Source organism: Croceicoccus mobilis (assembly GCF_001661965.1).
In the GTDB taxonomy this organism is placed as follows: Bacteria; Pseudomonadota; Alphaproteobacteria; order Sphingomonadales; family Sphingomonadaceae; genus Croceicoccus; species Croceicoccus mobilis.
Genome location: NZ_LYWZ01000022.1, coordinates 727,696 through 746,909 on the forward strand (window position 1 = coordinate 727,696; position 19,214 = coordinate 746,909).

24 protein-coding genes are annotated in these 19,214 nt (G+C 63.4%); 14 read left to right on the forward strand and 10 right to left on the reverse strand.

The annotated features are described in order from the left end of the window. The first annotated feature begins 75 nt into the window (after window positions 1-75). From dnaQ to A9D13_RS11050, 6 genes are all read left to right on the forward strand, one after another. Window positions 76-798 (forward strand): DNA polymerase III subunit epsilon, encoded by a 723-nt coding sequence (gene dnaQ, locus A9D13_RS11025; protein ID WP_066774045.1) that lies wholly within the window; start codon window positions 76-78, stop codon window positions 796-798. Between the two features lie 78 nt (window positions 799-876). After that, the gene (hpf, locus tag A9D13_RS11030) at window positions 877-1,467 is read left to right on the forward strand and encodes a ribosome hibernation-promoting factor, HPF/YfiA family (RefSeq protein WP_066773443.1); all 591 of its coding nucleotides are present in this window, start codon (window positions 877-879) and stop codon (window positions 1,465-1,467) included. A 309-nt stretch (window positions 1,468-1,776) separates the two neighbouring features. Then, complete coding sequence (locus tag A9D13_RS11035) at window positions 1,777-2,238, forward strand: PTS sugar transporter subunit IIA (RefSeq protein WP_066773446.1); 462 nt, start codon at window positions 1,777-1,779, stop codon at window positions 2,236-2,238. Then, window positions 2,198-2,725 carry a PaaI family thioesterase gene (locus A9D13_RS11040; RefSeq protein WP_082922288.1) on the forward strand — a complete coding sequence of 176 codons (528 nt, stop codon included), beginning with the start codon at window positions 2,198-2,200 and terminating at the stop codon, window positions 2,723-2,725. Before A9D13_RS11035 ends, A9D13_RS11040 begins: the two co-directional genes overlap by 41 nt. A gap of 3 nt (window positions 2,726-2,728) precedes the next feature. Further along, a complete protein-coding gene (locus A9D13_RS11045) occupies window positions 2,729-3,052 on the forward strand; it encodes a DUF1491 family protein (RefSeq protein ID WP_066773450.1) in 324 nt (107 codons plus the stop codon). 222 nt (window positions 3,053-3,274) lie between these two features. After that, a complete protein-coding gene (locus A9D13_RS11050; protein ID WP_066773452.1) occupies window positions 3,275-3,964 on the forward strand; it encodes a cell wall hydrolase in 690 nt (229 codons plus the stop codon). A 98-nt stretch (window positions 3,965-4,062) separates the two neighbouring features. Here A9D13_RS11050 and xth read toward each other — a convergent pair whose 3' ends face one another. Genes xth through A9D13_RS11065 form a run of 3 tightly spaced genes read right to left on the reverse strand, consistent with a single transcriptional unit; the run spans window position 4,063 to window position 5,672 of the window. Beyond that, window positions 4,063-4,839, reverse strand: a complete 777-nt coding sequence (gene xth / locus A9D13_RS11055; RefSeq protein WP_066773455.1) for an exodeoxyribonuclease III — start codon at window positions 4,837-4,839, stop codon at window positions 4,063-4,065. Between the two features lie 10 nt (window positions 4,840-4,849). Further along, window positions 4,850-5,182: an iron-sulfur cluster insertion protein ErpA gene (gene erpA / locus A9D13_RS11060; RefSeq protein WP_066773458.1), complete on the reverse strand. Its 333-nt coding sequence runs from the start codon at window positions 5,180-5,182 to the stop codon at window positions 4,850-4,852. 58 nt (window positions 5,183-5,240) lie between these two features. Further along, window positions 5,241-5,672 carry a CBS domain-containing protein gene (locus tag A9D13_RS11065; protein ID WP_066773461.1) on the reverse strand — a complete coding sequence of 144 codons (432 nt, stop codon included), beginning with the start codon at window positions 5,670-5,672 and terminating at the stop codon, window positions 5,241-5,243. A 146-nt stretch (window positions 5,673-5,818) separates the two neighbouring features. On the opposite strand from A9D13_RS11065, the gene A9D13_RS11070 reads away from it, so the two are divergent. Then, window positions 5,819-6,118: a hypothetical protein gene (locus A9D13_RS11070; protein WP_066773463.1), complete on the forward strand. Its 300-nt coding sequence runs from the start codon at window positions 5,819-5,821 to the stop codon at window positions 6,116-6,118. A 10-nt stretch (window positions 6,119-6,128) separates the two neighbouring features. On the opposite strand, the gene A9D13_RS11075 is transcribed toward A9D13_RS11070, so the two are convergent. The 4 genes from A9D13_RS11075 to A9D13_RS11090 are packed head-to-tail and all read right to left on the reverse strand — an operon-like array spanning window position 6,129 to window position 9,721. Further along, a complete protein-coding gene (locus A9D13_RS11075; protein WP_066774046.1) occupies window positions 6,129-6,488 on the reverse strand; it encodes a (2Fe-2S) ferredoxin domain-containing protein in 360 nt (119 codons plus the stop codon). A gap of 52 nt (window positions 6,489-6,540) precedes the next feature. Then, window positions 6,541-7,533, reverse strand: coding sequence for a DUF2497 domain-containing protein (locus tag A9D13_RS20835; RefSeq protein ID WP_066773466.1), 993 nt, complete (start codon window positions 7,531-7,533; stop codon window positions 6,541-6,543). Between the two features lie 14 nt (window positions 7,534-7,547). Next, window positions 7,548-9,011 carry a TolC family outer membrane protein gene (locus tag A9D13_RS11085; RefSeq protein WP_082922354.1) on the reverse strand — a complete coding sequence of 488 codons (1,464 nt, stop codon included), beginning with the start codon at window positions 9,009-9,011 and terminating at the stop codon, window positions 7,548-7,550. A gap of 32 nt (window positions 9,012-9,043) precedes the next feature. Beyond that, window positions 9,044-9,721: a protein-L-isoaspartate O-methyltransferase family protein gene (locus A9D13_RS11090; protein WP_229665235.1), complete on the reverse strand. Its 678-nt coding sequence runs from the start codon at window positions 9,719-9,721 to the stop codon at window positions 9,044-9,046. 287 nt (window positions 9,722-10,008) lie between these two features. Between A9D13_RS11090 and A9D13_RS11095 the strand changes: the two genes are divergently transcribed. The 3 genes from A9D13_RS11095 (at window position 10,009) to A9D13_RS11105 (ending at window position 13,805) form a co-directional block, all read left to right on the forward strand. Next, window positions 10,009-11,535, forward strand: a complete 1,527-nt coding sequence (locus A9D13_RS11095) for a fumarate hydratase (protein WP_373288734.1) — start codon at window positions 10,009-10,011, stop codon at window positions 11,533-11,535. Between the two features lie 155 nt (window positions 11,536-11,690). Next, a complete protein-coding gene (locus A9D13_RS11100) occupies window positions 11,691-13,031 on the forward strand; it encodes a sensor histidine kinase (RefSeq protein WP_229665236.1) in 1,341 nt (446 codons plus the stop codon). A gap of 3 nt (window positions 13,032-13,034) precedes the next feature. Then, window positions 13,035-13,805, forward strand: a complete 771-nt coding sequence (locus tag A9D13_RS11105; protein ID WP_066773468.1) for a LytR/AlgR family response regulator transcription factor — start codon at window positions 13,035-13,037, stop codon at window positions 13,803-13,805. Window positions 13,806-14,016: 211 nt separating this feature from the next. Here the strand turns inward: A9D13_RS11105 and A9D13_RS11110 are convergent, their stop codons facing one another. Further along, window positions 14,017-14,316, reverse strand: coding sequence for a UrcA family protein (locus tag A9D13_RS11110; RefSeq protein ID WP_066773478.1), 300 nt, complete (start codon window positions 14,314-14,316; stop codon window positions 14,017-14,019). Between the two features lie 273 nt (window positions 14,317-14,589). On the opposite strand from A9D13_RS11110, the gene A9D13_RS11115 reads away from it, so the two are divergent. From A9D13_RS11115 to A9D13_RS11130, 4 genes are all read left to right on the forward strand, one after another. Continuing rightward, the gene (locus A9D13_RS11115; protein ID WP_082922355.1) at window positions 14,590-14,871 is read left to right on the forward strand and encodes a hypothetical protein; all 282 of its coding nucleotides are present in this window, start codon (window positions 14,590-14,592) and stop codon (window positions 14,869-14,871) included. A gap of 44 nt (window positions 14,872-14,915) precedes the next feature. Beyond that, a complete protein-coding gene (locus A9D13_RS11120) occupies window positions 14,916-15,791 on the forward strand; it encodes a diacylglycerol kinase family protein (protein WP_066773480.1) in 876 nt (291 codons plus the stop codon). Between the two features lie 4 nt (window positions 15,792-15,795). After that, window positions 15,796-16,668 carry a metallophosphoesterase family protein gene (locus A9D13_RS11125; RefSeq protein WP_229665238.1) on the forward strand — a complete coding sequence of 291 codons (873 nt, stop codon included), beginning with the start codon at window positions 15,796-15,798 and terminating at the stop codon, window positions 16,666-16,668. A 91-nt stretch (window positions 16,669-16,759) separates the two neighbouring features. Further along, on the forward strand, window positions 16,760-17,545 hold the full coding sequence (locus tag A9D13_RS11130) for a class I SAM-dependent methyltransferase (protein ID WP_066773481.1): 786 nt from the start codon (window positions 16,760-16,762) through the stop codon (window positions 17,543-17,545). Between the two features lie 263 nt (window positions 17,546-17,808). Here A9D13_RS11130 and rpsI read toward each other — a convergent pair whose 3' ends face one another. Both rpsI and rplM read right to left on the reverse strand, forming a co-directional pair. Beyond that, window positions 17,809-18,327: a 30S ribosomal protein S9 gene (gene rpsI / locus A9D13_RS11135; RefSeq protein ID WP_082922290.1), complete on the reverse strand. Its 519-nt coding sequence runs from the start codon at window positions 18,325-18,327 to the stop codon at window positions 17,809-17,811. After that, the gene (rplM, locus tag A9D13_RS11140) at window positions 18,327-18,806 is read right to left on the reverse strand and encodes a 50S ribosomal protein L13 (protein ID WP_066773483.1); all 480 of its coding nucleotides are present in this window, start codon (window positions 18,804-18,806) and stop codon (window positions 18,327-18,329) included. The genes rpsI and rplM overlap by 1 nt, the downstream gene beginning before the upstream one ends. Between the last annotated feature and the right edge of the window lie 408 nt (window positions 18,807-19,214).

Genomic DNA, 19,214 nt, shown 5'->3' on the forward strand with positions numbered 1-19,214 from the left:
GAAAGGGGTGACCCATAGGGGATCAGCCGTCCGCTTTTGCTTGCCAGCCATGCCGGCGAGGCGCATAAAATCTCCATGCGCGAGATTGTCTTCGATACCGAGACGACCGGCCTCGACCCCCGCAATGGCGACCGCCTTGTCGAGATCGGTTGCATCGAATTGGTGAACCGCGTGGCCACGGGAAACGTGTTCCACGTCTATTTCAATCCTGACCGGAACATGCCGGCCGAGGCGGAGGCCGTGCATGGGCTTTCCGAAGCCTTTCTCTCCGACAAGGAACGCTTTCGCGAACGCGCGCAGGACTTCCTCGACTTTATCGGCGATTCGCCATTGATCGCCCATAATGCGGGCTTCGACTTCGGCTTCATCAATGCCGAGCTTGAATTCTGCGGTCGCGAGCCGGTGTGTACCAGCCGGATGATCGACACCGTCGCTCTGGCGCGCAAAAAACACCCCGGCGCAAAGCTTTCGCTGGACGCCTTGTGTTCGCGCTATGGCATCGACCGCTCGCACCGCACATTGCATGGCGCGCTGCTCGACGCCGAGCTTTTGGCGCAGCTGTATGTCGAGCTGACCGGCGGGCGGCAGATCGGTCTGGAACTGGCCGCGCTGGAAGGTGCCGGCACGCAGCGCGATGACAGGCAGGTCGCCGCAAATGTGGTGCAGATCGACCGGCCTTTCCGCGAACCGCGCCCGCATTCCGCCAGCGAAGAGGAAATCGCCGCGCACAAGGCCTTTATCGCGGGTCTTTCAGACCCCATCTGGAAATTGGGCGCTGCATCGCTGCGATCGCGATAGATCCGGCGGCGTAGTAGCCCGAAGCGGAGCGTCCCCCGCTCAACAGGGGCGAGAGAAAACAAAAGATAGGAGTAGCCGATGGATATCCGCGTTTCCGGTCATCAGGTCGAGACGGGCGCCGCCTTGCAGGAACATGCATCAGAGCGGTTGACGGGGATAGTCGACAAGTACTTCAACCGAGCGTTGTCCTCGCAGGTCACCATGGGCAAGGGGCCGCATGACAGCTTTACCGCGGACATCGTCACCCATGTGATGCAGGGCCTGATCCTGAAGGCCCGCGGCGAAGCGCAGGACGCGCACCAGGCGCTGGACCAGGCCGCGACCAAGATCGAGAAGCAGCTGCGGCGTTACAAGCGCCGCCTGAAAGACCGGCATGAGCAGGCCGACCACGCGGTCGAGCTGGAGGATGCGGCCTATACCGTATTCTCCATCGCCCCCGACAATGACGACGAAAACGCCGAGGTCGAGGATTTTTCCGACGCTCCGCCGATCGTCGCGGAAACCCGCACGCAGATCCCCGAAACGTCGGTTTCGGACGCGGTGATGATGCTGGATCTGCGCGACACGCCGGCCTTGTTCTTCAAAAACGCTGGAACCGGACGACATAATATGGTTTATCGCCGCAACGACGGGACGATCGGCTGGGTCGAACCGTCTGCAACCAATTGATGAGCCGGGCGTTACGCACGATGATCTGAGGTTGTAAAACGCGATACTGCTGCCGTTCGCAGGCGCGTATTTGGCAATTTGCTAACCCTTGCATGCGAAGGAGCCGCCAGTGGGTGCGGCTTCTTCACGCGAGCGATGCCGGTCGATGCCTTTATTCAAGGCATTGTAACATGGCGATGCAAGGGGAGGCGATTGCCGCGCTTCATCGTAGCCGTCGCATGGTGCGTCGGTACGGTTCCTGCTGGAACAGGGAGCCGAAGGAGTGCGAAGAGTCCGAATCAAACGGACCCGGAAAGACAGAAAATTACGATGACTTCGCTTTTCATTCTCGACCCCGCCGCCGTGGGTACATGCAGCGCGACGACGAAGGACGATGTTCTTGCCGAACTCGCCGACCGCTTCGCGAAGGTCTATGACCTCGACCGCGCCACCGTGCTGGAAGCACTGGAAGAGCGCGAGAAGCTGGGCAGCACCGGTTTTGGTCGGGGCACCGCTATCCCGCATGCGCGCGTCGAACAGCTGGCACAGCCGGTTTGCGTCTTCCTGCGCCTCTCGCAGGCGGTGGAATTCGAAAGCGCCGACGGCATGCCGGTAGAGCTGGTATTCGGCCTTCTCTCCCCTGAAAAGTCGGGCGCGATGCACCTGCACGCGCTGGCCGCGATCAGCCGCACCATGCGCGACGACCGCATGCGCGACCGTCTGCTCGACGCCCCCGGCGACGAGGCTGTCTATGCCCTGCTGGCAGGCGTGTCGGAGCGTGACGCAGCCTGAGGCGGGGTCCGGGCCAACCGGCGCGGCGCTGCACTGGCGCGCGCTGGAGCGGCTCTATGCCTCGGCACCGATCAACCTAAAATTTCGCTCATCCCTCTCCATTGCCGGAGAGGGCGAAGCGCAAATCGCATTCGACATCGATGAAAGCGTGTTCCACGCCGGCGGCGCCGCGCATGGCACCGTCTATTTCAAGATGCTCGACGATGCGGCCTTTTACGCGGCCAATACGCTGGTCAGCGATCGCTTCCTTCTGACCACCGCCTTCAACCTCCAATTCCTGCGCCCGATCCGCGGTGGCCGGATCCGGGCCGAGGGCAAATGGGTCTCGGGCCGCCGCCGCGTGCTGGTCGCCGAATCGCGACTCGTCGATGAAGAGGGCGAGGAAGTGGGCCGCGGAACCGGCACTTTCATGCGCTCGCAGATCAAACTTTCGTCGCTTCCGGGCTATAGCGCAGAGGGGTCGATTCCCGAATCGAGACAGGAATAAGGCATGGATTCGCGCCTGCCCGCCCATCTTGAAACATCGGGCATCATGCGCGCCGTGCAATTGGCAGGCGGTTTCGCGACCGTTCTGCAAAGGGGAGAGCGCGATGCGGGCACGATATTGATCGCAACCCGTGATCTTAACGCAATATCATGTCTCTACGAAAGAATGCCCGATCTCGACGGCAATCGTGTATGGACCAAATCACGCGAAGAACCCCCTGAAAAAGAACGCGAATTTTCGGAATATATCGCAAGACGGGGCGAACAAGACCCCGATTGCTGGATAATAGAGATCGAAATCGCACAGCCGGAACGCTTCATCTGTTAACCAACACCCATGGGTTGACACATTGTCGCCACAAAGCCAGATGGGCGGCGCTGAAACGGCGTAGGCAGCCCGGCGATGCAGATCGGCATCGTGAGGCAAGCGCGCAGACGGGGAACGACCGGCACGGGTCTTGTTTCCGGATGAGTTCAAGGGGCCCAAAGGACGGGCTTTCATCCGGACGATCGTGCGACAGGCGCGTTCACCGCATAGTACGAACAGTTCATGAGCCGTAAGGTACGAGGCGCCAGCGCGCTTACGCTGGTCGCAATGCTGGGGATCACCCTATTCGGGATCGAGGGCACCCGCGCAAAGGCAGAGATGGGCGAAGTCGCCATCGTCGCCAGCGAAATGCCCGTCACGGAAGCCGTGGACGCCGCCGATGCGTCCAGCGAAGATGCACAGGCCACGGGCCCGCGCTTCGTTTCCAATCCCGTGGTGCAGGCCGTTCCCGAAACGCCGACCACCGAGGATAAGAAGGCGAACATGATCGCCGCTTCCAACCTCAAAGACTTTCTGGCCGGCCTTCCGGTTCCCGATTCGCTCGATAAAGAGCTGACCTGCCTTGCAGGCGCGATCTATCACGAATCCAAGGGTGAGCCGCTCGACGGCCAGCTGGCGGTTGCCCGCGTTGTCGTGGCGCGTGCCGCTTCGCCGAAATTCCCGTCGTCCTATTGCGGCGTGGTCTATCAGCGTCACCAGTTCTCCTTTGTCCGCGGCGGCGCCATGCCCCGCATCAACAAGGCGAGCCGCGCCTGGCAGCGCGCCAAGAAGCTGGCGATGATCGCCGACAAGGACGAATGGTCGAGCGAAGCCGAGGGCGCGCTCTATTTCCACGCGAATTACGTCAATCCGCGCTGGAGCAAGAAGATGACCCGCCTCGCGCAGATCGATAATCACATCTTCTATCGCTGAGCCCTGGCTCTAGCGCTGTTTCAGCAGCGGATATGAATAGGGCTGCCGGTCACCCACCGGCAGCCCTTTTTTGCTTTCCATAGGCCTTGCGCGGCCTGTCAGTCGGTGAGTTCGATCCAGATCGGCGCGTGATCGCTGGCCTTTTCCCGGCCTCGCGCGAATTTGTCGACGCCCGATGCGACCAGCCTGTCGGCCAGTTCGGGCGAGAGCAGGGCATGGTCGATCCGAAATCCATGATCGCGCTGCCATGCGCCCGCCTGATAATCCCAGAACGTCCAGATCCCGCCGCGTGGGTGATGCAGGTCCAGCGCGTCGGTCCAGCCATCGCCTAGGAGGCGGAAATAGGCATCGCGCGATTCGGGCTGCATGAGGGCGTCGCTGGCCATCGCCTTGACCGACCACACGTCCTTGTCCTCGGGGATGACATTGTAATCGCCGATCACGACGGTCGGAATTTCTTCGGCGCGTAGCTGCGCCATGCGGATGCGCAGACGCTCCATCCACTTCAGCTTGTAATCGAATTTGGGGCCCGGCAGCGGATTGCCGTTGGGGAGGTAGATGCAGACGACCCTCACGCCCTTGTAATCGGCCTCCAGATAGCGCGAATGCGTATCCTCGTCGTCGCCGGGCAGGCCGCGCAGCACTTCGGTTGCGGGCTCATCACCCTTTGACAGGATGGCGACGCCGTTGAACCCTTTCTGCCCGTGCCAGATCGGAGTGTAGCCGACCTTTTCGAATTCGTGCGCCGGGAAGGTCTCGTCGCTCGACTTGATCTCCTGCAGGCAGGCGACATCGGGCTGGGTCTCCTCCAGCCATTCGAGCAGACGGGGAAGGCGCGCCTTCACCCCGTTGATGTTGAAGCTGGCGATTTTCATGTGCGGTTGATCAGACAGCGAAGCTGGAGCCGCAGCCGCAACCGGCAGCTGCATTGGGGTTTTCGACGCGGAACGCCGCGCCGCCCAGCGATTCGACATAATCGACCACGCATCCCCGCACGAGGTCGAGGCTGACGGCGTCGACGACCAGGGTCACGCCGTCATTCTCGGCCTTTGTGTCATCGTCATCGATGTCTTCGGCCAGGCCGAACTTGTACTGAAAGCCCGAACAGCCGCCCCCTTCGACCGAAAGGCGCAGGATCGCAGGCTTGCCCTGCTTGGCGGCGATGGTGCCGACGCGCTTGGCAGCGGCGTCGGAAAGCTGGATCTCGGGCTGTTCCATAGTGACGAGATAGGAGCCTGCGCGGCCCGCAGCAAGCCATCAGACCGCGCAGAATGAATCAGGCGCTGCGGATATAGGCCCGCATGGCGTTCGCTTCGGCCTCGATCGTGTCGATCCGGGCCTTCACGAGGTCGCCGATGGACACGAAATCGACGAGCCGCCCATTGTCCACCACCGGCAGGTGACGGATGCGCCGCCGCGTCATCAGCGCCAGTGCTTCCAGCTCGCTCATCTCCGGCCCCACGGTTACGGCGGGGGAGGTCATCGCATCGCTGACAGGTGCGTTCAGCGCGTCTGCACCCATCGTCTGAAGGCAGCGGATCACGTCGCGTTCGGAAAACACCCCCTCCACTGCGCCGGTTTCATCGACGACGGGCATGGCGCCGATGCGCCTTCCGGTCAGCAGGGTGATGGCCTCGGCCACCGAATGGTCCGGCCTGCAGGTGACGATACCCTCGTCACGGGTTTCGATGATGGCGGCAATGCTCATAGGCTATCCTTCCCCTCCTCTTGGGGATCGCGCCTTCTTGGAGCGGAATTCAAAGGCCCGCCTCTCCTCAGGGCGATCCGGCAAAGGCATCATGCCACTCTTCGCGCCCGCTTGCCAGCGCCGCATGCAATCGCCATCTATGGGGCATGGCAGGCCGCTCCCCCCTTGATGATCCGCAAAATGCCGCATTCGCGTGGGGCCGCTACAAGCGGCTGATGAAGGGCATGGGGCTGGTCACCGCGCTGACCGTGACCGCCGTGCTTGGCTGGCTTTATTTCGAGAACGGCTTCGTCTCGATCCATTTCTTCATCGCCTGGGGCCTTGGCATCGGCGTGATGATGATGCTGACCGCGGCGCTGATGGGGCTGGTTTTCCTGTCGAACGGAACCGGCCATGACGAGGCCATTGATGACCGCATGGGCGACGAGGCCAAGGATATCTGGTGATGCCGCGCGGTCAGGCCTCGGGATAGAGGCGATATTCCTCGACAGGCACGCCGCCGATCAGATGTTCCTGGATAATGCGCTCCAGCACCGGCGGGCGGCAGCCCCAGTACCAGACCCCTTCGGGATAGACGACGGCCAGCGGCCCCGCCGCGCAGACGCGCAGGCAGTTCGCCTTGGTCCGCATGATGCCGCCATCCCGGTCCAGCCCCAGTTCGGCAAGGCGCTTTTTCAGGTAGTCCCAGCTCTCGATCCCGGTCGAAAGCGGACAGCACTTTGGCTTCGTCTGGTCGGCGCAAAGGAAGATATGGCGCCGGAACGCATCGCCGCCGCCCAGAGCGGAGAGTTCCGCTTGCGCTTCGGGTAGCGAAATCGGCTGACGCACGGGCGCGGGCCGATCGCCCGCCGCATTTGCACCGTGGGGATCAGAGGCGTCCGGTGATTCGGGCAATCTCGCGCTCTACGATCTTTTCGACCATGCCGGGCATGTTGTCATCGAGCCATTGCTTGAGCATGGGACGCATCATCTCGCGCACCATGTCCTCCAGCGGATTGGCGGTTCCAGCGGGCTTGCTCGGCTCAGGCGTGGAAGCAACCGACTGCAATGCGGCAAAGCTGTCGCGCAGAGTGGCCGCAGCGGCGCCGGCGATCAGCGATTCGCTGTCATCGGCTGCCGGCGTACCCGCATTCTCTTCTTCCACCTCGTCTTCAGCGCCCGGCGTGGCCGCCAACGGCTCGGCCTCGCTGAGATCTACGGGCTCCGCCTCGACTTCGGTCACCGGTTCGGGTTCCGCTTCAGCTTCCGGCAGGGCGGCGACCGGTTCAGCTTCGGGCAGGGGCTCGGCCCCATAGGGCGGCTCAAGGGTGATCGACGGGGTCGTGTCCTCGTCCTCAACCGGCTCCGCAGCGGCGAGAGGGACCGCCCCATCCTCAGTCTCGGATACAGCCTCGTCTTCGCCCGAGAACGCCGAACCATAGGGGTTCGCGGCAGGCGCAGGCTCTGCCCCTTCGTCCTCGGCAAGCGGCGGCAGGACGGGCGGCACGATCATGCGAACCTCGTCAGGCTCCGATGCGCTGTCCTGCTCCGCGCCGGGCTCGACATCGCTTTCGTCCAGCTCCAGCGCATCGCTGTCGAGGCTCTTCAGATCAAAGACGTCGGTACGGCCCTCGGCTTCGGCCTCTTCCTTAGGCTCCTTGTCCTCGACAAAGGACGAGGTCACGTCGGGAACGCGCGATCCAAAGGGCGAATGGCGAGTGAAGCTGTAGGGTGTGGGCGAAAAGCCGCCAGGGCGTTCCGATCCCGGCGCGCCATCCTCCCCACGCGGGGTCGGCGCACGCGGGCCATCCTCGCGCGAAATTACCTGTTTGATCGAGCGCAGAATGTCCTCGACCGATGCTTCGCCGTCTTTGTGCGCCATGAGGTGCTCCCCGATTACTCTTCGGGGATTGTCGCGTCCTGTGCGGGCGTGTCAACGGTGCGCGTCGATTGGGCCACAGGATCCGGCTCGAATTTCCAATCGTTCAGCTGGCCTTTGACCGCATTGTAGTGCGCGGCCGGATCGTAAAGCGGCCCGCCGACGTCGAGATTGAGGTCATCGGCCTCTGCCATGCCCATCGCCGCCAGCAGCGCGAAACCCGCGACATAGGCATTGCGCCGCGCCGCGACGAGCTGCACTTCGGCCGAGAGCTGCTCCTGCTCGGCATTGAGGATGTCGAGAATGGTGCGATTGCCGACCGTGTTCTCGGCCCGCACGCCCTCAAGGCTGAGGCGCGCGGCGGATACCGCCGTGGTCGTCGCCTCGATCACCTGGTTCGCCGCTTCCCAAGCGGTATAGGCGGAACGGACCTGCGCGATCACGTCGCGCTCGACCGCGATCTCGGTCTCTATCGTCGATGCCGCGCGCGCCTGCGCCTGACGTTCCAGCGCCGAGGCGTAGCCGCCCTGATACAGCGGGATAGAGAAACGCAGGCCAGCGGTCGCTGTGGTGTCGCTTTGCGAGAAATCGCCGCCGACGATGCCGGCGCCCAGCGATCCGAAATAATTGGTATAGGTGCCGCCGGTGAACACCGATACGCGGGGCAGGCGGGCCGAACCGGCCACCTCGATATCGTGGCGCGATGCCTCCGTCCTTTCGCGCGCGGCGATCAGGTCGGGATTGTTGTCGAGCGCGATATTCACTGCATCTTGCGGGCTGGCGGGCAAGCCCGGCAGCGGCGGCGGAGGTTCGAGAGCGACCGGTGCATCGCCGACCAGCTGCACATAGCGTTCGCGGCTGGAAATGAGGTTCGATTGCGCCGTCACTAGGTCGCCGCGCGCGACGGCAAGGCGCGATTCGGATTGCGCGACATCGGTGCGGGTCAGGTCGCCGATTTCGAACCGGTCGCTGGTCGCCTGCAGGTTGACGCCAAGCGCTTCGACATTCTGCAGGTTCAGCCGGACAACGGATTCGTCGCGGATCACGTCCATGTATGCTGCCACGACCTGGCTGAAGATCGCCGATTCGGTCGCGCGCAGATCGGCGCGCCCGGCCTGCACGCGCTGTTTCGCGGCCTTGACCGAATTGCGGATCGCGCCGCCGGCATAGACCGGGACCGACAATTCGACATTGCTCGACAGAAAACGTTTCGGCGCGGTCAACGAGTTTTCGCTGCGCTTCAGCTGCTCGGTATACTGGCCGCTGGCATCAATGCCGGGGAGACCCGCCGATTTCTCGATCGGCACGTTTTCATCGGTCGCGCGCAGGGTGGCGCGGGCCGATTGCAGGGTGGGATTGGTGTTATAGGCGCTGGCCAGCGCCTCGCGCAGCGTGTCGGCCTGTGCCGGGGTGGCAAAGGCGCCCAGCGCGGCGCAGCCGAGCATGGCGACGCGGGCGATTCGGTGCCCAGCGTTCTTCATCGACTGCGACCTGTCCTTTCCCCCCTCATGCATCAGAAGGACCAGCTTTTGGGTTTTGCGAAATCGGAAAGGACCGGCATGCCGGTTTCGGCCAGCGGTTGCAGGGCCACGCCATCGCCGCTCTTGCGGCCGAGCGCGAGACGGGTGACGCCGCGCTCGACGATGCCGGTGACAAGGCGGCCTTCGGGCGCCAGCTGGCTGGCGATCGCCTTGGGCAGTTCCTCGATCGCGCCGTCGATGACGATGAGGTCATAGGGTCCGGCCTTTTTCCAGCCCGCGGTCAGCGCGCCATCGTGCCAGTCGCCGACCTTGCTGCCGGGCGTGCCGGCAAGGCGTGCATCGCTTTCGACAACATCGAGGCTGCCGACCATCGGGCCAAGCAGAGCGGCGAGATAGCCGGTCGCGCCGCCGATCAGCAGCGCCTTGTCGGTTTCTTCGGGACGCGCGGTCTGCAGCAGCACCGCCTGCGCGTAGGGCGAAGAGATCGCGCGGCCTTCGCCCAGCGGGAGCGAACGGTCCATATAGGCGACATCCTGCTGCCCTGCGGCAACGTAATGTTCGCGCGGGGTGGTCGCCATCGCGGCCAGCACCTGCGCATCGGTGATGCCGCTGGGGCGCAGCTGGCTGTCGATCATCGCCTTGCGCGCGGGCGCAAAGGCCGGGGCAAGCTCGGCGGCGTTTTCGGGCTGGGAAATCGGGGCGCTGGCCATGATAGCTACTCTCACGCGGAACGGGCCCATGGGGCGGGCAGGGAAGGGGTTTGGCGAAAGGCCGGGGCCGGATGGGGCTGGCCCGACCTGCGCCTTCGGCGCTGCTCTAGTGCATCGCGGCCCCTTCGCCAAGGGGCCGATCGGCATGGGCGACCGCGTTTCATGCTGCGGGGGCGAAGGGATCGACCCCGTGCAGCCGGTGGCGGGGTGGTCGCACCTTGGCAACGGAGGTCCATGCGCCTATTGCGCCCACGAAACCGAAGACTTCCAGCAAGGACGAGTGGCACATGGCAGAGATGGTGGTGATCGAGGAAGAGCATCTGGTCGAGAGCATCGCCGATGCACTGCAATATATCAGCTTCTATCACCCGATGGACTACATCAAGGCGCTGGGCGAGGCCTATGAGGCCGAGATGAACCCGGCGGCCAAGGATGCCATCGCGCAGATCCTGACCAATTCGCGCATGTGCGCCGAAGGTCATCGCCCGATCTGCCAGGACACCGGCATCGTCAATGTCTTTCTGAAATGGGGCCAGAACTGCCGGCTCAATTCCGACAAGTCGCTGCAGGAGGTCGTCGACGAGGGCGTACGCCGCGGCTACACCAATCCCGAGAACAAGCTGCGCGCCTCGGTGCTGGCGGACCCCGCCTTTACCCGCCGCAACACCCGCGACAACACGCCTTGCGTGCTGGACGTGGAAATGGTGCCGGGCGACACGGTCGTGATCGATGTCGCGGCCAAGGGCGGCGGCAGCGAAGCGAAGTCCAAGTTCAAGATGATGAACCCCAGCGACAATATCGTCGACTGGGTGCTGGAAATGATCCCGCAGATGGGCGCCGGCTGGTGCCCGCCTGGCATGCTGGGCATCGGCATCGGCGGCACCGCCGAGCATTGCGTCAAGCTTGCCAAGAAGAGCCTGATGGACCCGATCGACATGGGCCAGCTGAAAGAGCGCGGGCCGCAGAACGATCTGGAAAAGCTGCGGATCGAGATTTTCGACAAGGTCAATGCGATGGGCGTGGGCGCGCAGGGCCTTGGCGGTCTGGCGACCGTGCTTGATGTTAAGATCTACGACTGGCCGTGCCATGCCGCGAACAAGCCGGTCGCGATGATCCCCAATTGCGCCGCGACGCGCCACGCGCATCTTACGCTCGACGGTAGCGGCCCGGCCTATCTGCCGACGCCGGATCTGGACGCATGGCCCAAGGTCGACTGGAAGCCGTCGAAGGAAGCGATCAAGGTCGACCTCGACAATCTCACCCCCGAAATCGTGCAGGGCTGGAAGAACGGCGACCGCCTGCTGCTCTCGGGCAGCATGCTCACCGGCCGCGACGCTGCGCATAAGCGCATTCAGGACATGCTGGCGAACGGCGAGGAGCTGCCCGTCGATTTCAGGAACCGCGCGATCTATTACGTCGGCCCGGTCGATCCGGTCGTTGGCGAAGTCGTCGGCCCGGCTGGCCCCACCACTGCAACGCGCATGGACAAGTTCACCGACACCATGCTCGACCTTGGTCTGCTTGCCATGATCGGCAAGGCCGAGCGCGGGCAGGGCGCGACCGAGGTCATCGCCAAGCACAAGGTCGCCTATCTTATGGCGGTCGGCGGCGCGGCCTATCTTGTCGCCCGCGCGATCAAGGATGCGAAGGTTCTCGCGTTCGAAGACCTTGGCATGGAGGCGATCTACGAATTCCGGGTGGAAGACATGCCCGTCACCGTGGCGGTCGATTCCGAAGGCAACAATGTGCACACTCTGGCTCCGCTGGTGTGGCGCGACAAGATCGCAAAGGAAGGGCTGCTGCCCACGGGGTGATTGGCCGGCCGATGGGCCGACCGGACCTGAATTCCTTATAAGGGGGCGCAATTTTCGCGCCCCCGCACCCCCCTGATCGACCAAGCGCCGATCCTTATCGACCGGCGTCTTCACCGCTATTGGCATCGCGCCGTCCGCCCCATTATTGCTGGGGCATGGACGAAGACGACCTTGAGATGACGGACCGCGCCGAGCCGCGCGTACCTTTGCGCAGCGTGCTCATTTCGATGGTCGCGTTCTGGGTCTGCTATTTCCTGCTCGCCACGCTGCGCAGCTATCTGATCGGCTTCGATTTCCAGGAAGAGATGATGGCCCGCCGCGTGGTCGTCATCATCGCCAGCATGGCGGTGACGGTGCTGCTTTGGCTGCTGCTGCGCGGGTTCGACAATCGCCGCTTGTGGATTCGATTCGCGGTGGCATTTGTCGCGGCGCTGCCCGCGTCTTTGCTGATGGGGGTCATCAACATCGAGGTTTTCCGCGATGTCGAACAGCGCGCGGTCAATCGCATCACCGAGGAACAGGGCGTGCGCGTGCGACGCGACGACAGCGGCAATATCCTTGTCGACGTGCCGCAGGTCCCGCGTAAGGAAGACCTTGATCCCGCCTTGCCGCCCAGCGTGCTGAAAGCGCTGGACGAGGCCAAGCAGCGTGAGGCGGCGCGGGCGGAAACGGATGCGGAATCGGGCGATGTGCTGGATGAAGGCGAGCCGATCGTCATCGACCAGCAGATGCAGCGCAACATGCTGTGGGTGCAGCTGACCGACATCGCGCTGGGCCGGTATTTCCTGCTGCTGGCATGGGCCGCGCTTTATTTCGCGATGACGCAGGCCGAACACGCCCGCGTCGCCGAACGGCGCGAGGGCGAATATCGCCGCGCGGCCAAGGCGGCGGAGCTGAAATCGCTGCGCTATCAGGTCAATCCGCATTTCCTGTTCAACACGCTGAATTCGCTTTCGGCGCTGGTGATGGTGGGCAGGGCGGAGCAGGCCGAGGCGATGATCCAGACGATCAGCACCTTTTATCGCCGCTCGCTTACCGGCGACCCCGTCGGCGATATTCCGCTGGCCGAAGAGATCGAGATGCAGCGGCTTTACCTGCAGATCGAATCCGTGCGTTTCCCCGACCGCCTGCGCACCGTGATCGAAGTGCCCAAGGATCTGGAAAATGCCCGCATTCCGGGCATGATCCTGCAGCCGCTGATCGAGAATTCGGTCAAATATGCGGTGGCGCCGGTCAATCGCCCCGTCACCATCTTCATCTCCGCGCTGGAGGAATATGGGCGGCTGGTCATCACGATCGCCGATAATGGCCCCGGCGGGCCGGAGAAAAAGCGCGAGAGCGACGACCGCGATGGATGCGGGATCGGCATTGCCAATGTAAGATCGCGGCTGGAGACTCGCTTCGGCAAGGATGTCTCGCTGGTGAGCGGGGATACAGGGCATGGATGGCGCACCGTCATCCGCATGCCCCTGGTCAGGAATTCGCGGGAAGGGTAGCGCATGAGCGAGGGGGAACAGCTCGCGACGTTGATCGTCGACGACGAGCCGCTGGCGGTGGAACGCATGCAGGTGATCTGCTCGCGCATACCGGCGCTGCGGATCGTGGGAACCGCAGGCGACGGCGCCGCGGCGCTGCGCATGATCGAGGCGTTGAAGCCCGAATTGCTGCTATTGGACATGACCATGCCCGAGGCCGACGGTCTGGCCGTCGCGCGCAATATCGCCGATATCGTGCCCGATCCGGCGGAGCGTCCCGCCGTGGTCTTCGTCACCGCGCATGACAGTTTCGCGGTCGAGGCATTCGATCTCGACGCGGTCGATTACGTGCTGAAGCCCGTCGCACCCGACCGGCTGGAGCGCGCCATCGACCGGGCACTGGCGCGGCGCGGCGCGAGTAATGGCGGCGGTGCCAATGCCGGGGGGCAGCCCGCTGAAGACAAGTATATCTCCGAATTCTGGGTCCCGCACCGCTCCGAACTGCTGCGTGTCGGCGCGGATGAGGTGAGCCGCATTGATGCCGAGCGCGACTATGTGCGCCTGCATGTGCCGGGCGGCAGCCACCTGCTGCTCGAAACGATCAGCTCTTTGGAAAAGCGCCTCGACCCCGCCAGGTTCATCCGCGTCCATCGCTCCCACATTTTGCGGCGCGACACGATCACGGGGCTGAAGCACGATGGGCTGGGCGTCTGGTCTGTCGAGCTGGGTGAGGCAGAGCCGCTGCGCATCGGGCGAACCTACCTGAAATCGGTCAAGGCGATGGCTGGGCGCTGATGCGCGCCATGAACCGTTGCGGCACTTTTTTCTGGAATCCATGAACCAAACAAATAGGCCGGCATTGCTGCCGGCCCATAGGAAACAGATGCTTTTATGACCGCCCTCTGAAACGGAAACGGGCGGAGATTGGATGGCCGATCCGGGGGACTGCGACCGGACCGGCCATCGATAGGCGGCGGCTCGGGATAAGCCGCCGAAACCTTATCGGTCAGCCGCCGAAGCGGGCGTTGGCGACCAGCGTGGCCATCTGGCCCTCGCTCTTCTTCAGTGCAGTGCGGACGCAGCTGAAATGGGCGTTTGCTTCGCGCAGCTGGCCGTCATCCTCGTATTTGCAAACCGCATAGGCGGCCTTGCGGACGCGCTTTTCCATCTCGGCCTGTCCGGCCTCGCTGGTAAGGTCGAGATCATGGATCGCGACGCGAGCGGTGGAGGCTTCCCCGGCAAAGGCGGCCTGCGGGGCGGTCATGGCCAGAACGGGAAGGGCGGCAATGGCGATCAGGGTCTTCATGTCTCTCTCCTTTCAAATCCGATGCAGGGGGCGGTTGTCTTGGGTGCCGACCCGTCTGCCTTGCATTCTGTCTAGAAGGAGGGCGGGGCGCGTGCAGCAAACCCTCTGCCAAGGGGCCGAAACGCTCTGCCAGCGGCCATCGGGGTCTGCGAACGGCATTCAAAGCCGGTCGAACGACATCAAGTTTCGCACGAAACCTGTGTCAAACAAGATTCACAAAGCGAATCATCTGCGGGGTTCCCAGCGGTCAGTGCCCCGGCTAGACCTCCGGCAGTGGGTCTCTTCATCCTCTTCCTGCTCGGCATCGGCAATTTCGCCATGCACAAGGCGGTGCTGGAAAGCCGGCATCCGCTGCTGGGCCAGATGCCGTGGTTCGTGCACCTGCTGGGTGGGCGCTTTGGCCTGATCGTGGAATTCCTGCTGCTGACTGCGGCCATGCTGCTGTCTCATAATGCCGCCACGCCGCAGGGGGCTTCAGGCGTGCAGCTCGCCTATATTTGCTATACCGCCGCCAATGCGCTGGCCGCATGGCTGATCATCACGCGCCGCGTCTGAACGGCAGCGGGAACCCAAGGGGCCTTAGCGGCGATATAGAAAGCATGACCGACACCGCGAATATCTGGCTGGTGGCCAACCCCGCCAGCGGCAGCAATGACGAGGAAGCCTTAAAGGCGCTCAAATCGCAATGCGAGGAGCGCGGCCTGTGCCTGACGCGTCGCATCGCTTTCCCGCGCGAAGATCTGCCCACGCCCGCCGAACTGGACGAGGCGGGCATCGGCATTGTCGCGGTCTTCGCAGGCGATGGCACTATCAATGCGCTGATCACGGCGCTGGAAGGCTGGCGCGGCGCGGTGCTGGTGCTGCCGGGCGGGACGATGAACCTGCTTTCGATCCGGCTGCATGGCGAGAAAACGAGCAGCCAGATTGTTGACGATGTATCACGTGGCGCCACGCGCCGGGTACGGCCCGCCATCGTGCGCTGCGAAGCGGGGACGGCGCTGGCCGGACTGCTGGTCGGCCCGGCAACCGCTTGGGGCGATGTGCGCGAAGCCATGCGCGACATCGACATTCCCGGCTTTGTCGGAGAGACGATTGCCGCCGTCGAGAAATCTACCGCCGGCGAAATGGTCCGCTGCGTCGAGCCGCCTGCCGGATCGCCTGATGGCTATCCGCTGCTGATGTTCACGCCCGAAGGCCTCAATGACGTCGGTGGGGCGGACGGCCACTTCTCACTAAAGGCCTATCATGCCGATAATGTCGGCGATTTCATGAAGCAGGGCCTTGCCATCATGCGCCGCAATTTTCGCGAAGGCCCGCATGACGATCTGGGGAATTTCGAAGCCATGACACTGGAAAGCGCCGAAGGCGGCGCACTCGCTCTGCTGATTGATGGGGAGGCCGCCGAGATCAGCGCGACCGCCCGGTTCGAAACCGCGACCTGCGGCGTCGACCTGATCGCAACGGCAAGGGGCTGAACCCATGGCCGAGCAGGACATGCGCCCCCGGTCGCTCATCTTTCACCTGTCCGATATTCATTTCGGGCTGGTCGATGAAAAGGCGATTGCCTGGGTGAAGGACGAGATCGCGCAGAGAAAACCTGATGCGGTAGCGATTACCGGCGATCTGACGATGCGCGCCCGGCACCGCGAATTCGATGCCGCGACCCGCTGGATCAATTCCTTGGATGCGCCGGTGACGGTCGAAGTGGGCAATCACGACATGCCCTATTTCAACCTGTTCGAACGGTTCACCGACCCTTACAAGCGGTTCTGCGGGATGAAGGAAAAGGTCGAGGCCGAGCTGGACCTGCCAGGGCTAGCCATCGTCTCCCTGAACACAGCGCCGCGCGCGCAGCCGCGCTGGCCCTGGAGTTATGGTTTCGTCACCGATCACCAGCTGGAAAAGACCCTGGCCGCGATCGACAAGGTGCCGGCAGGCGTAAAGGTGCTGGTCGCCTGCCACCATCCGCTGGTGGAAGCGGGTACGCGCGGCAAGGCTCTGACCCGCGGCGGCGACAATGCGCTGGCGCAGCTGGCAAAGCGCGACGTGCTCGCCGTGCTGTCGGGCCATGTGCATGACGCGTTCGACATGACGGCGCAGACCCCGAACGGTCCGATCCGCATGATCGGCGCCGGTACGCTATCTCAGCGCCTGCGCTCAACCCCGCCCAGTTTCAACGAGCTGCACTGGGACGGCGAGGTGCTCGAGGTCGTCGTCCGCAATCTGGAGCATGTCTCCACCCCCGATATGCAGATCGATGAAGTGCCCGAGGATGCTACGCCCCCGCGCGAGCCCGAAGAGCCGGTCGCTCCCGTCGGGCGCGTCCCCGAAAAGGACCCGCCGGTTCATTGAAGCATGGGCCAATTCGCGGTGCCCCATTGACGCATGTCAGTTCCTCGCCCCTATAAAGGGTCAATCCGATCCATGAGGGGACCGTTTCTCGATGAACCAGATCACGCGAATTCTCACCGCCAGCCTTCTTGCCGGAACGGCGCTTGCCGCCTGCTCTTCGGCTAAGCCCGATCAGACCGCAGAGGCCAGCCCGGCAGCGGATGAAGCGATCAGCGCGGATCAGGCCATCACGCTGGCCGTCGCCAGCGAAGGCCGCCCCGCCGGCGACAAGGAGCGTGACGAGGACAGGAAGCCGGCCATCACCGTCGCCTTCGCCGGGGTGAAGCCCGGCGACACGGTGATCGAACTGATGCCCGGCGGCGGCTATTACACTCGCATTCTGGCAGAGACCGTGGGCGAGACCGGCAAGGTCATCATGGTCACCAGCCCCGGCAGCCTGAAATATGGCAGCAATGCCGAGAGCTTCGAGGCGCTGCAGGAACGCTATCCCAATGTGACCGGCGTGATTACCGAACTCGTGGATTTCAAGCCCGAAGCACCCGCCGATCTGATCTGGACGACGGAGAACTATCACGACCTCCACAACGGGTCGGATGTCGCCGCGATCAACGCCGTCATGTTCGACGCGCTGAAACCGGGCGGCCTCTATTTCGTGGAGGATCATTCGGCCCCGGGCACCGGCACCAGCGCGACCGACACGATCCACCGCATCGATCCGGCTGCAGTGAAGGAAGAAGTGGAAGCGGCAGGCTTTACGCTCGATGCCGAAAGCGACCATCTCGCCAATCCGGGCGATCCGCATGACATCGGGCCTTTCGATCCGTCGATCGAGGGCAAGACGGACCGCTTCGCACTGCGGTTCAAGAAGCCGGAGTGAGACTCAAACACTTCTTTCGCGGTATGATCGAAGTGGGGCTCACACTGGTTATCCTAATCCGGTTTGGCTGGATTGGGTTGCTGCTTTCATTGCCCGTGTTTTTTGCTCTGCCATTCGTCTGGCATTGGGCAAAAGCAAAATGGGATCGCCGGGGCAGCTTGCGCTAAAAAGACGATCCCACGTCGAACCAAAAGAAAAAGGGCGGCCCCTTGCGGGTGCCGCCCTTTCCTTTGGCGTATGCCGGTAAGGCTTTGCGCCCCGGATCAGCGCTTCGAGAACTGGAAGCTACGACGTGCCTTGGCACGGCCGAACTTCTTACGTTCCACAACGCGGCTGTCGCGGGTCAGGAAGCCTTCTGCCTTCACGGCGCTGCGCAGGGCGGGCTCGAAACGAGCGAGGGCCTGCGAGATACCGTGCTTCACAGCGCCGGCCTGGCCCGACAGACCACCACCCTTGACGGTGGCGACGATGTCGTACTGGCCTTCGCGGTCGGTGACCTGGAAGGGCTGGTTGATCACCAGGCGCAGCGTCGGACGTGCGAAATACACTTCCTGGTCGCGGCCGTTGACGGTGATCTTGCCGGTGCCGGGCTTCAGCCAGACGCGGGCGACCGCGTCCTTGCGGCGGCCGGTGGCATAGGCGCGGCCGTACTGGTCCACTTCCTTGTCACGCAGCGGCATGGTCGGAGCCGCGGGGGTGATTTCCTCACCACCTTCGGCCAGCTCTGCGCCTTCGGTCAGATCCTTGAGGTCCGACAGATCCTTGACGTCGTTCTCGGACATTATGCGCTAACCTTGTTCTTGCGATTGCGGGCGGCGATGTCGATCATCTCGGGCTTCTGCCCTTCGTGCGGATGCTCGGTGCCGGCATAAAGGTGCAGGGCCTTCATCTGCTGACGGCCCAGGGGTCCGCGCGGAATCATGCGCTCGACAGCCTTTTCAAGGACGCGTTCCGGGAAACGGCCTTCCAGCACCTTGGCGGGGCTGGTTTCCTTGATGCCGCCGGCATAGCCGGTGTGCTTGTAATAACGCTTGTCCTGCGTCTTGTTGCCGGTGAACTTCACCTTGTCGGCGTTGATCACGATGACGTGATCGCCGCAATCGACGTGCGGGGTGTAGCTCGGCTTGGTCTTGCCGCGCAGGATATTGGCGATGGCAACGGCCAGACGACCGACCACCAGGCCTTCGGCATCAATGATATGCCATTTTTTCTCGACCTCGGACGGCTTGATCGACCGGGTCTGGGTGCTGAGCGCCTTCATGGCTTTCAGTTCCTTTTGGGTTGAATTGTCAGTGCACCGTGCTGGCATGAAGCGCTTACGCGATTCGCCGCCCGGCACGAAGTGGGCGCGCTTTTGCCGTTTTGCGGCCCCAAGTCAAGCAAATCCGGGGGTCAGCGGAGAGGTAAAATAATACCGTGCCGCAATTGACCGCCGTATTTCGCACCCTTTCGGCATGTCCCACATCGGGCCGCATCCAATGGGTCTAGGAACCGGCGGGGCGGTCGGCAAATTCGGGCAAGGCCGGGAAATCAGGGGCAATTTGCCCGCCCGATGCTTGCGCCCGTCTGCAGGGTTCTTATTGGGAAGCCAAGTCGCTTCGTCGCGGACAATTGTCGGCCTGTCGCAGGGCTTTGCCGCGATCCAATACACGGAACCCCCCGTTCCTTC